Origin of the sequence: Micromonospora haikouensis, from assembly GCF_900091595.1 — a bacterium.
Taxonomy (GTDB): Bacteria; Actinomycetota; Actinomycetes; order Mycobacteriales; family Micromonosporaceae; genus Micromonospora; species Micromonospora haikouensis.
The window spans coordinates 66,898-79,123 of the sequence record NZ_FMCW01000004.1; the positions used below are offsets into that span (position 1 = coordinate 66,898).

Below are 12,226 nucleotides of genomic sequence, written 5' to 3' on the forward strand. Positions count from 1 at the left end.
TCCACGTCACCCGACGCCGAGGGGACGGGCGACGGGCGGTTCCGCCAGCAAGTTAGGAGGCCGGGATTACCGGAAGATTCGTCGCGGGAGTCGCCGACGCAACAGCCGCCGCACAGGGCGGGTCGGGACAATGGTGAGATCCCGGTCAGGGCGGGGCCAGCGGCGCGGGGTGCGGTCAGAGCTGTTGCAGGATACGCAACGCGCGGGCGACCCGCTGCATGGTGTCCGCGTCGGCCACGTCCACGCACTCGGTGAACCACTGCTTCATGGGCGAGGAGAGCCGGTCGGGCATCACCACGTGCCCGCCCATCGGCACGGCCAGCGGCGAGTCGCGCAGCAGCGCCGCCTCGACCACCTCGGCGACCATCACGATGGGCACGTCGGTGGAGTTGTAGACGTCGGAGCTGATCACCAGCCCGAGCCGCTCCCGGGCGCCGGAGATGCGCCAGACCTCTCCCCTACGCAGCACGCGGCCGCCCGCCGAAGAGCACGTCGTCGACCATCGCCACCTCGCGTGCGTCGGCGACGGCGGCGGTCTCCAGGTCGAGCCCGGCCCGGTTGACGGCGTCGGCGTGCGCCGTGAAGACCTCGCGCAGCGCCTTCTCCCGGGCGGCCTGGTCCATCCAGGCGGAGAGCGACAGCCCCTCGCGCTTGGCGAACCGGCGCGCCTCCTCGATCGTGTCGTCGGAGAACGAGAGTGTCACCTTCGCAGTCATGCCGCCCAGCCTACTCCCGGTATGACCGCAGGTCATCCCCTGCACCCGCGCTACCGAAGGGGGCTCGAGGCCAAATGCAATATTCGCAATCCCTTGCGGTTGCTTCAGATACGGGCGACCATGACTCCGGGTGGGGGTTGTCCACATCGCTGGCCAACCCACGAGGAAACAGGGGGATCGGCCATGAGCGTCACCGCCACGACGTCCGTCCTGCCCACCGAGGGCCCCGAGCGGCAGCGGGTGGCCGAGATCGACGACTTCCTCCGCCGCCACCCACGCCACCACGGCGACGGCCCGGCGCGACTCGTCTCGGCCGACGGCGAGGAGGTGCGGGTTCCCGCCCAACTGTTCGACCTGCTGCGCGAGATTGCCGCCATGCTCGCGCGCGGCGACGGCGTGGCCGTCAACGCCATCTCCCGGGAGCTGTCGACCACCGAGGCGGCGAAGCTCCTGGGCATCTCCCGCCCCTCGCTCGTCCGCCTGCTCGACGACGCCGCCATCCCGGCACACCGGGTCGGCAGCCACCGCCGGGTGTTCCTCCGCGACGTCCTGGACTTCAGGCAGCGCCAACTGGAGGAGCGCCGCCGGTCGTACGAGGCGCTGATGCGGGAGTCGGACACGCTCGGACTCGACGACGAGTAGGGCGTGCTCGATCGGTCACCTTCGGTAAGGTGACCCGGTGATCCCCAGCTCCCCCTGGTGTTCCTGGATGCCAACGTCCTGTATTCACGGACGCTCCGCGACTGGATCTGCCTGCTGGCCCTGGAGAGCGCCTACGACCTGCGCTACAGCGAGGACGTCCTGGCAGAGTGGATGTACCGCCTGCGCCGCAAGCGGCCCGAGCTGTCCGAGCACGCGATCGGCGGGCAGCGGCGCAAGTTCGTCGCCGCTTTCCCCAACGGCATGGTCACCGGCTGCTCCCCCGGGTCGGTGCCCTGCCCGCCCGACCCTGACGACCGCCACGTGCTCGCCGCCGCGCTCCACGGCGGCGTCGACGTGCTGGTGACGAACGACCGGCAGGGACGCGAGGCGTTCCCCCCGGAGTGCGTGCGTGATCACCTTGAGGTGCAGACCGCGGACGAGTTCCTGGACCACGTGGCGGAGGCCTCGATGGACCTGGTGTGGCGGGTCCTGGCGAGGCAGCTCGACTACTACCGGCGCACGCGGGGCACCGGTGACTAGGACGAGGCGGAACTGGTCGCCTTCCTGCGCAAGGCCGGTGCCGCCCGCTTCGCGGAGCGGCTGGAGCGCCTGGCGACCTGATGACATCGACCGTTACGCCAGCGAGCCTGCGCTCAGCAGGAGGTCCGGCGGGTTTCTCCTGTGCGGTGTGAGGTGCTCTTGACAGGACCGAAACAAACGGGACGCTGACCCGAAACCGCCCGGCGGCACGCTTTGCCGACATGACAGACGGTGCGCGACCGGCGACTGCCCCGGGGGGCTCCCCCCGGGAGGCGGCGACGCACTGCCCGTACTGCGCCCTCCAGTGCGGCATGACGCTGCGCGAGACCGGCGGGCGGGTCGAGGTCCTTCCCCGGGACTTCCCCACCAACCGTGGCGGCCTCTGCCAGAAGGGCTGGACGGCCGCCGAGCTGCTCGACCACCCCGACCGCCTGACCACCCCGCTGGTGCGCGACGTCGGCACCGGGCAGCTGCGCCCGGCGTCCTGGGCCGAGGCGATGGAGCGGGTCGCGGGAGGCGTGCGCGCCGTCCAGGACCGGCACGGCCGCGACGCGGTCGCCGTCTTCGGCGGCGGCGGGCTGACCAACGAGAAGGCGTACGCGCTGGGCAAGTTCGCGCGGGTGGCGTTGCGGACCCGGCACGTCGACTACAACGGGCGCTGGTGCATGTCGTCCGCGGCGGCGGCCGGCAACCGCGCGTTCGGCGTCGACCGGGGGCTGCCGTTCCCGCTGGCCGACCTGGGCCGGGCGCGGACCCTGCTGATGGTGGGCGCGAACCCGGCCGAGACGATGCCGCCGCTGATGCGCCACGTCGCCGACCAGCAGGCCGCCGGCGGGACGCTGATCGTGGTGGACCCCCGGGCCACCGCCACCGCCCGGCAGGCCGACCTGCACCTGCAACCGGTGCCCGGCACCGACCTCGCGCTGGCCAACGCGCTGCTGCACATCGCGCTCACCGAGGGTTACGTCGACCGGGCGTACGTCGCCGAGCGCACCACCGGCTTCGACGAGGTGCGGCGGACGGTGGCCGGCTACTGGCCGGCCGAGGTGGAGCGGCTGACCGGCGTGCCGGTGGCCGACCTGGAGGCCACCGCGCGGGCCCTGGCCACGGCGGGCGGCGCGATCATCCTCACCGCCCGGGGGGCCGAGCAGCACGCCAAGGGCGTCGACACGGTCACGGCGTTCATCAACCTGGCCCTCGCGCTGGGCCTGCCCGGCCGGCCCGGCTCCGGCTACGGCTGCCTCACCGGCCAGGGCAACGGCCAGGGCGGGCGGGAGCACGGCCAGAAGGCCGACCAGCTTCCCGGCTACCGCAGCATCACCGACCCGGCGGCCCGCGCGCACGTCGCCGGGGTGTGGGGGGTGAACGCCGACGAGCTGCCCGGGCCGGGCGTGCCCGCGTACCAGCTCCTGGATTCCCTCGGCACCCCGGCGGGCCCGAAGGCGCTGCTGGTGTTCGGCTCCAACCCGGTGGTGTCCGCGCCCCGCGCGACCCGGGTCGAGGGCCGGCTGCGCGACCTGGACCTGCTGGTCGTCGCCGACCTGGTGCGCTCCGAGACCGCCGAGCTGGCCGACGTGGTGCTGCCCACCGCCCAGTGGGCCGAGGAGGACGGCACGATGACCAACCTGGAGGGTCGGGTGCTGCGCCGCCGCGCGGTGCGTACGCCGCCGGCGGGCGTACGGACCGACCTGGCGATCATCGCCGACCTGGCCGACCGGCTCGGCGCGAAGGCGGGCTTCGGCGACGACCCGGCGGAGGTCTTCGGCGAGCTGCGCCGGGCCTCGGCCGGCGGGGTCGCCGACTACGCCGGGGTCAGCTACGACCGGATCGACGCCACCGGCGGGGTGTTCTGGCCCTGCCCGGATGCGGACGCGCCGGACACCCCGCGGCTGTTCGCCGACGCGTTCCCCACCCCCGACGGGCGGGCCCGGTTCCGTGCCGTCGACCACCGGCCGGCCGCCGAGGAGGTGTGCGCCGAGTATCCGCTGCGGCTGACCACCGGCCGGGTGCTCGCCCAGTACCAGTCCGGCGCGCAGACCCGCCGGGTGGCGGCGCTGCGCCGGGCCGCGCCGGGTGCGTTCGTCGAGCTGCACCCGGACCTGGCCGCCCGGCTCGGCGTCGGCGACGGCGAAGACGTACGCGTCACCTCGCGGCGCGGCGAGCTGCGCGCCCCGGCCCGGCTCACCCCGACGATCCGCCCCGACACGGTCTTCGCGCCGTTCCACTGGGGCGGTGCGGCGCGGGCGAACTCGGTCACCAACGACGCCGTCGACCCGGTCTCCGGGATGCCGGAGTTCAAGATCTGCGCCGTCCGGGTGGAGAGGGCTCAGCAATGACCGCCGTCGTGATCGTGGGCTACGGGATGGCCGGCGCGCGGCTCGCCGCCGAGCTGCACGCCCGCCCCGGGGACCGCAAGGTGACCGTGCTCGGCGCGGAGCCGCACCGGGCGTACAACCGGATCATGCTCTCCACCCTGCTGGCCGGGAAGGTCGACGAGCCGGACGTGGAGCTGACCGAGGCCGCCGGGCACGGCGTGGACGTGCGCACCGGGGTCGCGGTGACCGCGATCGACCGGGCCGCCCGCGAGGTGCGCACCGGCGACGGCGAGCGCATCGGGTACGACCACCTCGTGCTCGCCACCGGCAGCCGGGCCGTGGTGCCACCGCTGCCGGGGCTGGACCCGGCGCGCCTGCCGGACCGGGTGGCCGTGTTCCGCACCCTCGACGACTGCCGACGCATCCTCGCCCTGTCCCGGGGCGCGCGCCGCGCGCTGGTGCTCGGCGGCGGCCTGCTCGGGCTGGAGGCGGCCCGGGGGCTCGCCGCCCGGGGGCTGGACGTGACGGTGGTCCACCCGAACGGGCACCTGATGGAACGGCAGCTCGATCCGACGGCCGGCGCGGTGCTCGCCGGCACGCTCGCCGACCTCGGCGTGCGCGCCCACCTCGGCGCGTCCGCGACGGGGCTCGCCGCCGACGCCGACGGCGTCCGGCTCGACCTGTCCGACGGCTCGTCGCTCGCCGCCGACCTGCTGGTGCTCTCCTGCGGGGTGCGCCCCGACACCGCCCTCGCCGCCGCGGCGGGGCTGGCGGTGCAGCGGGGCGTCGTGGTCGACGACCGGCTGCGCACCAGCGACCCGCACGTCTCGGCGATCGGCGACTGCGCCCAGCACGACGGCACGCCCAGCGGGCTGGTCGCGCCGGCCTGGGCGCAGGCCCGGGTGGTGGCGCAGCTGCTCAGCGGCGCGGACGCGCACGCGGCGTACCGGCCCCGGCCGGCGGTGACCCGGCTCAAGGCGGCCGGGATCGACCTCGCCGCGATGGGCGACACCGCCGCCGGGGGCGACCGGGCCGGCGACGGGCCGGTCGAGGAGCTGACCTTTGCCGACCCGGCCCGGGGCACGTACGCCCGGCTGCGCATCCGCGACGAGCGGCTGACCGGGGCGATCCTGCTCGGCGACAACCCGGCCGTCGGCACGGTGGTGCAGCTGTTCGACCGGGGCGCGCCGGTGCCGTCCGACCGGCGGGCGCTGCTGCTGGGCCGGGCGCTCGGCGGCGCGTCGGCCGCCCCGGCCGCGTCACCGGCGCTGATGCCGGACGCGGCCACCGTGTGCCAGTGCAACGACGTCAGCAAGGGCGCGCTGGTGGCCTGCTGGCGGGCCGGGGCCCGGACGGTCGCGGCGATGTCGGTGGCGACCCGGGCCGGCACCGGCTGCGGCGGGTGCCGCGACGCCCTCGCCGGCATCGTCGGCTGGCTCGCCGAGGTCGACCCGGCGGCCGACGAACCTGCGGACCCGACCGACGACGACAGCCCGAGGGCGCGACACGACCGCGTGGAGGTGGCGTGATGAACGGCGACACGACAGGGCCGGGCACCGCCGGAGGCGACGCCGCCACCGGCGGCAGGGTGGTCGTCATCGGCAACGGCATGGTGGGGCAGCGGTTCACCGAGGCGCTGCGCGCCCGGGACACCGACCGCCGCTGGCAGGTCACGGTGCTCGCCGAGGAGCGCCGGCCCGCGTACGACCGGGTGCGGCTGTCGGCGTTCTTCGACGGGGTGTCCGCCGAGGAGCTGAACCTGCACACCCCCGACGACGGGGTGGAGCTGCGCCTCGGCGAGCCGGCCACCGCCATCGACCGCGAGCGGCGGGTGGTGGTCACGGCGGCCGGCGAGCATCCGTACGACGCGGTGGTGCTGGCGACCGGCTCGTACCCGTTCGTGCCGCCGGTGGCGGGCCGGGACCTGCCCGGGGTGTTCGTCTACCGCACGCTCGACGACCTGGAGGCGATCCGGGAGCACGCCCGGGGCCGGCGCGTCGGCGCGGTGATCGGCGGCGGCCTGCTCGGCCTGGAGGCGGCGAACGCGCTGCGCCTGCTCGGCCTGGCCACCCACGTGATCGAGTTCGCGCCCCGGCTGATGCCGGTGCAGGTCGACGAGGCCGGCGGGGCGATGCTGCGCCGCTACGTCGAGGAGCTGGGGGTCACCACCCACCTTGGGGTGGCGACCACCGCGCTGCGGCCCGGCGCGGACGGGGCGGTGACCGCGCTGGAGCTGTCCGACGGCCGCACGGTCGACGCCGAGCTGGTGGTGGTGGCGGCCGGCATCCGGCCCCGCGACGACCTGGCCCGCGCGGCCGGCCTGGAGCTGGGCCCGCGCGGCGGGGTGCTGGTCGACGCGACGTGCCGCACCGGCGACGAGCGGATCTGGGCGGTCGGCGAGTGCGCCGCCGTCGACGGGGTCTGCCACGGCCTGGTCGCCCCCGGGTACGCCACGGCGGAGGTGGTGGCCGACCGGCTGCTGGGCGGCGCGGCGACGTTCCCCGGCGCGGACACCGCGACGAAGCTGAAGCTGCTCGGGGTGGACGTGGCGTCGTTCGGCGACGCCCACGGCACCACCGAGGGCAGCCTGGACGTGACGTTCACCGACCCGGCGACCCGGTCGTACGCGAAGCTGGTCCTCTCCGACGACGCGAAGACGCTGCTCGGCGGCGTGCTGGTCGGGGACGCGAGCGCCTACCCGACGCTGCGGGCCAGCGTCGGCGGGCCGCTGCCGGCCGCGCCGCTGGCGCTGCTGGCCCCGGCCGGCGGGGCGGCGGCCGGGGCCGGGGCGCTGCCCGGCAGCGCGCAGGTCTGCTCGTGCAACGCGGTGACCCGCGACGACATCGACGCGGCGATCGCCGGCGGCTGCGCGGACGTGCCGGCGCTGAAGGCGTGCACCCGGGCCGGCACGAGCTGCGGGTCGTGCGTGCCGATGCTCAAGCAGCTGCTCGACGCGGCGGGGGTGAAGCAGTCCACCGCGCTGTGCGAGCACTTCGACCTGAGCCGGCAGGAGCTGTTCGACGTGGTGCGGGTACGCGGCATCCGCACCTTCTCGCGGCTCGTCGCCGAGCACGGGCGGGGCCGGGGCTGCGACATCTGCAAGCCGGTGGTCGCCTCGATCCTCGCGTCGCTGGGCACCGGGCACGTGCTCGACGGCGAGCGGGCGTCGTTGCAGGACACCAACGACGCGTACCTGGCGAACCTGCAACGCGACGGCAGCTACTCGGTGGTGCCCCGGATCCCCGGCGGCGAGATCACCCCGGAGAAGCTGATCGTGATCGGTCAGGTGGCGCAGGAGTTCAAGCTCTACACGAAGATCACCGGCGGGCAGCGCATCGACCTGTTCGGGGCGCGGGTCGACCAGCTCCCGCAGATCTGGCGGCGGCTGGTGGACGCGGGCTTCGAGTCCGGCCACGCGTACGGCAAGGCGCTGCGCACGGTGAAGTCGTGCGTCGGCGAGACCTGGTGCCGGTACGGGGTGCAGGACTCCGTCGGGCTGGCCGTGGCCCTGGAGCTGCGCTACCGGGGGCTGCGCGCCCCGCACAAGCTCAAGTCGGCGGTGTCGGGCTGCGCCCGGGAGTGCGCCGAGGCCCGCAGCAAGGACTTCGGCATCATCGCCACCGACACCGGCTGGAACCTCTACGTCGGCGGCAACGGCGGCTTCCGGCCCCGGCACGCCGACCTGTTCGCCACCGACCTGTCCACGGCGGAGCTGATCCCGCTGATCGACCGGTTCCTCATGTACTACATCCGCACGGCGGATCGGTTGCAGCGCACCGCCGCCTGGATCGAGGCGATGGAGGGCGGGCTCGACCACCTGCGCGCGGTCATCGTGGACGACTCGCTGGGCCTCTGCGCCGAGCTGGAGGCGGAGATGGCCCGGCACGTGGCGGGGTACTCGGACGAGTGGCGCGACGTGCTCGACGACCCGGAGCGGCTGCGCCGCTTCTCGTCGTTCGTCAACGCGCCCGACGTGCCGGACCCGTCGATCACCTTCGCCGTCGAACGCGGCCAGCCCGTGCCCGCCGGCCGGGCCCGGCCGGTCGCGGCGGCAGCGGCACCCGACGGCGAGGCGCCCGCCCGCCGCCGGCAACCGGTCACCCTCGGCCTTCCGGAGGTACGGCGATGAGCATCGCGACGGACACGTACACGCGCCGCCCGGCGGCGGACACGCAGGGCTGGAGCCCGGTCTGCCCGCTGGAGAAGCTGGAGCCGGAGCGGGGCGTGGCGGCCCTGGTCGACGGGGCGCAGGTCGCCCTGTTCCGCGCCGGCGACGAGCTGTTCGCCCTGGACAACCTCGACCCGGTCGGCGGCGCGTACGTGCTGTCGCGGGGCATCGTGGGCAGCCGGGGCGGCACGCCGACGGTCGCCTCCCCGCTGCACAAGCAGGTGTACGACCTGCGCACCGGCGCCTGCCTGGACCTGCCCGGCGTGGCGGTGCCTCGGCACGACGTGCGCTGCCGGGACGGCCTGGTCGAGGTGCGGTTGAGACGGGAGGGGTGAATGGCCGACGAGCTGGCCGGCTTCACCATCGGGGTCACCGCTGACCGCCGGCGCGACGAGCTGGCCGCCCTGCTGCAACGGCGCGGCGCGCGGGTGGTCATCGCGCCGGCCCTGCGGATCGTGCCGCTGACCGACGACACGGACCTGCGCGAGGCGACCCGGGAGTGCCTGGCCCGCCCGCCGGACGTGCTGATGGCCAACACCGGCATCGGGATGCGCGGCTGGCTGGAGGCGGCCGAGGGCTGGGGGCTGGCGGAGCCGCTGCGCGGCGTGCTGTCGCAGGCGTACGTGGTGGCCCGGGGTCCCAAGGCGCGGGGGGCGATCCGCGCCGCCGGCCTGCACGATCAGTGGTCGCCGGACTCGGAGAGCTGCGAGGAGGTCGTCGAGCACCTGGTGCGGCGCGGGGTGGCCGGGCAGGTGATCGCCATGCAGTTGCACGGCGACCGGCAGCCCGAGTGCACGAGCGCGCTGGAGGACGCCGGGGCGACCGTGATCGAGGTCCCGGTGTACCGGTGGGCCCCGCCGACCGACCCCGCGCCGCTGCACCGGCTCATCGACCTGGTCGCGGGTCGGCTGGTGGACGCGGTCACGTTCACCTCCGCCCCGGCGGCCGAGGCGCTGCTGCGCGCCGCCGGGGACCGCACCGAAACGGTGCTGGAGGCGCTGCGCGGCGACGTGCTGGCCAGTTGCGTGGGCGCGGTCACCGCCGAGCCGCTGGTGCGGCGGGGGGTGCCGGTGAGCGCGCCGAGCCGGGCCCGGCTGGGCGCGCTGGTCCGGACCATCGTGGACGAGCTGCCCCGGCGTACGGTCAGCATCAAGGCCGCCGGGCACCTGCTGACCCTGCGCGGGCACGCGGCCGTGGTCGACGGGGAGCTGCGCCCCCTGGCCCCGGCGCCGATGGCGGTGCTGCGGGCCCTGGCCACCTCACCGGGTCGGGTGCTGTCCCGCACCGCCCTGCTGCGGACGCTGCCGCGCGGCGCGGACGAGCACGCGGTGGAGATGGCGGTGGCCCGGCTGCGGGCCGGGCTGAAGGCCCCCCGGGTGGTGCAGACGGTGGTGAAGCGCGGCTACCGCCTCCGGATCGACTGACCGGCCTGCGCTGGGGCCGGCTGGCCGGTGGGGCTGCCGGCGGCGAAGTGCGCCGACCACGGGCCGGGAACGGTGGCTGCCTCCGGGACACGACACGCTGACGCGATTCCACCGCAACCAGCCATCGATCGTGCATCCCGCAGCACCCAGGCGACCCGCACCGCCTTCGGGGGCGCCGCGCCCGGCCCGGTCAGGCCTTGGGACTCGTCGGCTGCCGGCCGCCCTTCTTCGCCTCTTCGCCGCCCGACCCGCCGAGCGACAGGTCGACCAGGGCCCGCAGGAACGCCGACGCATGGTCGGCCTCGTCGTGGGCGATCTCGGCGAACAGCGCCGCCGCCCGGTCGTCGCCGGCCGCCGCCGCCTGCCGGGAGAAGGTCGGGTACATGGTGGTCGCCTCGTACTCCTCGCCCGCGATCGCTTTGCGCAGGTTGTCGGCGTCGCTGCCGACCAGCCCGGCCAGGATGGCGGTCTGGGCGAAGTGCTCGCCGAGTTCCTGCCCGGCGGTGTTGTCCCAGAGCCGGGCCAGCCGGCGCTGCCCGGTGGCGCGGGCGTGCTCGGCGTACAGGGTGTACTTGGCGTTGGCGAACGCCTCGCCGCGCAGCGTGGTCTCCAGGTTGTCCTGGGTCCGCCCCGAGCAGGCCGGCGTGCTGCGGACGATCGGCACCGGCGGCACCACCTCACCGACGGGGACGACGATGCCGGACCCGGGGTTCAGCACCGCTTCGAGCGCGACCCGGAACCGGGCGGCGTGCGTGGCCTCGTCGCCGGCCAGCTCGGTGAACAGGTCGGCCGCCTCGGGGCAGTCGTCCAGGCGGGCCTGCTCGGCGTACGACGGGTAGACGACGGTCGCCTCGCGCTCTTCCCCGGCGATCGACTCGCGCAGGTTGTCGGCGTTGCCGTGCACGAAGTTGATCAGCTCGGCCTCGGCCGCGAAGTGGTCGTACCGTTCGGTCTCCGCCGTGGCGCGGAACAGGCTGGCGATGCCCTCCTGGTCGGTCCGCTCCGCCTCCTGCGCGTACGCGAGGTAACTGGCGTGGGCGTACGCCTCGCCCTCCATCGCGGTCAGGGCGTTGCGGCGGGTCTGCGGGTCCAGGCCGGCGGCCTGGGCCGGGCCGGCGAGGCCGATCACCGCGCCCGCCACGACGGCGGACACCACTGTGGCTCTGCGCATGTGCTCCTCCTGTGTCGAGCGCGCCGTGGCGCACTGGTCACGCTGCGTCAATATCTTGGAGAAGCGTATGTTGCCGCAGGTCAAAGGCGGTGTGGGGCGCGCTGGCCCACGCGTGGGCCCGCGAACGTGAACGCGGAGGGTCGCGCCCGTAACGACAAACCGGACCCGCGCGGCAGCGCCACGCCCGACCGGCCCTGCGAGGCAGGGGGCCGCCAGACGGCGCTGGCGGCGGTCCGGACGACCCGGACCGCCGCCAGCCTTTCCGACGTCAGCCGACCGGGGTCGGGAAGCCCCGGCCGTGCTCGGCCTGCAGACGCATCATCGCGTGCTCGACGACCGTCACCAGCACCTGCTTGACGGGCTCGCGATGCCGGGCGTCGGTCATGATCAGGGGCACCTGGGGCGAGATGGCGAGGGCCTCGCGGACCTCCTCCAGCTCGTACTGCGGGGCCCCGTCGAACCGGTTGAGCGCCACCACGTACGGCAGGCGGCGGTTCTCGAAGTAGTCCAGCGGGGCGAACGCGTCGGTGATCCGGCGGGTGTCGACCAGCACCGCCGCGCCCACCGCGCCCTTGATGATCTCGTCCCACATGAACCAGAACCGGGTCTGGCCGGGCGTGCCGAAGAGGTACAGGATCAGGTCCTCGGCCATGGTGATCCGGCCGAAGTCCATGGCGACCGTCGTCGTCTGCTTCCCCGGCACCTTCGACGGGTCGTCGATGCCGACGCCGGCCGAGGTCATCACCGCCTCGGTGGTCAGCGGAGTGATCTCCGAGACCGCGCCGACCAGGGTCGTCTTGCCCACGCCGAAGCCGCCCGCAACCACGATCTTCGCGGAGGTGATCCCGCGGTTGCGGCGCGCCCCGGCGGGGTCATAGCCTGCGAAGTCCACTTAGCACCCTTCCAAGAATTTCCATCCGCTCCTCGTATCCCTCGGCGGGAGCGGCAGTATGCAGGGTCAGCAGGCCCTCGGCCACCATGTCGGCGACGATGACCCGGGCGACACCCAGGGGCATCCGGGTGTACGCGGCAACCTCGGCCAGCGACTGGGGCCGACCCTCGCAGATCGTGGCGATCCGGTGCTTGTCGTGACCGGCGAACCTGGACTCGGCGACGGCTGTCGGGCTGGCCGTCAGCACTGCCTCCAGCGCGATGTCCTGGCGTGGCTCGGTACGGCCCCGGGTGACCGCGTACGGACGCACCAGCGCGCCGCGCGGGTCCTCCCGTCGTTGGTCCATCCGCGATCACCT

Annotated in this window: 12 protein-coding genes; 7 read left to right on the forward strand and 5 right to left on the reverse strand. The window is 74.8% G+C overall.

What is annotated here, in order from left to right; translation table 11 throughout:
- Positions 1-175: 175 nt before the first annotated feature.
- Positions 176-469, reverse strand: coding sequence for a type II toxin-antitoxin system PemK/MazF family toxin (locus tag GA0070558_RS05200; RefSeq protein WP_043966519.1), 294 nt, complete (start codon positions 467-469; stop codon positions 176-178).
- A complete protein-coding gene (locus GA0070558_RS05205; protein ID WP_043965603.1) occupies positions 459-716 on the reverse strand; it encodes a DUF6364 family protein in 258 nt (85 codons plus the stop codon). The genes GA0070558_RS05200 and GA0070558_RS05205 overlap by 11 nt, the downstream gene beginning before the upstream one ends.
- 183 nt (positions 717-899) lie before the next feature.
- Here GA0070558_RS05205 and GA0070558_RS05210 point away from each other — a divergent pair, with 183 nt between their 5' ends.
- The 7 genes from GA0070558_RS05210 (at position 900) to GA0070558_RS05240 (ending at position 9,805) form a co-directional block, all read left to right on the forward strand.
- Positions 900-1,358 (forward strand): excisionase family DNA-binding protein, encoded by a 459-nt coding sequence (locus GA0070558_RS05210; protein ID WP_091276408.1) that lies wholly within the window; start codon positions 900-902, stop codon positions 1,356-1,358.
- A 57-nt stretch (positions 1,359-1,415) separates the two neighbouring features.
- The gene (locus tag GA0070558_RS05215) at positions 1,416-1,898 is read left to right on the forward strand and encodes a PIN domain-containing protein (protein WP_256091770.1); all 483 of its coding nucleotides are present in this window, start codon (positions 1,416-1,418) and stop codon (positions 1,896-1,898) included.
- Between the two features lie 221 nt (positions 1,899-2,119).
- Entirely contained in the window at positions 2,120-4,234 is a 2,115-nt protein-coding gene (locus GA0070558_RS05220) for a molybdopterin oxidoreductase family protein (protein ID WP_091276412.1), read from the forward strand.
- Complete coding sequence (locus tag GA0070558_RS05225) at positions 4,231-5,742, forward strand: FAD-dependent oxidoreductase (protein ID WP_091276414.1); 1,512 nt, start codon at positions 4,231-4,233, stop codon at positions 5,740-5,742. The genes GA0070558_RS05220 and GA0070558_RS05225 overlap by 4 nt, the downstream gene beginning before the upstream one ends.
- The gene (gene nirB / locus GA0070558_RS05230; protein ID WP_091276419.1) at positions 5,742-8,342 is read left to right on the forward strand and encodes a nitrite reductase large subunit NirB; all 2,601 of its coding nucleotides are present in this window, start codon (positions 5,742-5,744) and stop codon (positions 8,340-8,342) included. The genes GA0070558_RS05225 and nirB overlap by 1 nt, the downstream gene beginning before the upstream one ends.
- Positions 8,339-8,716: a nitrite reductase small subunit NirD gene (nirD, locus tag GA0070558_RS05235; RefSeq protein WP_077938324.1), complete on the forward strand. Its 378-nt coding sequence runs from the start codon at positions 8,339-8,341 to the stop codon at positions 8,714-8,716. The genes nirB and nirD overlap by 4 nt, the downstream gene beginning before the upstream one ends.
- Positions 8,717-9,805: a uroporphyrinogen-III synthase gene (locus GA0070558_RS05240; protein ID WP_043965592.1), complete on the forward strand. Its 1,089-nt coding sequence runs from the start codon at positions 8,717-8,719 to the stop codon at positions 9,803-9,805.
- A 190-nt stretch (positions 9,806-9,995) separates the two neighbouring features.
- Here the strand turns inward: GA0070558_RS05240 and GA0070558_RS05245 are convergent, their stop codons facing one another.
- From GA0070558_RS05245 to GA0070558_RS05255, 3 genes are all read right to left on the reverse strand, one after another.
- On the reverse strand, positions 9,996-10,976 hold the full coding sequence (locus GA0070558_RS05245; protein WP_091276422.1) for a ferritin family protein: 981 nt from the start codon (positions 10,974-10,976) through the stop codon (positions 9,996-9,998).
- 268 nt (positions 10,977-11,244) lie between these two features.
- A complete protein-coding gene (locus tag GA0070558_RS05250) occupies positions 11,245-11,868 on the reverse strand; it encodes a GTP-binding protein (RefSeq protein ID WP_043965589.1) in 624 nt (207 codons plus the stop codon).
- Complete coding sequence (locus GA0070558_RS05255; protein ID WP_007072983.1) at positions 11,849-12,214, reverse strand: DUF742 domain-containing protein; 366 nt, start codon at positions 12,212-12,214, stop codon at positions 11,849-11,851. The genes GA0070558_RS05250 and GA0070558_RS05255 overlap by 20 nt, the downstream gene beginning before the upstream one ends.
- Between the last annotated feature and the right edge of the window lie 12 nt (positions 12,215-12,226).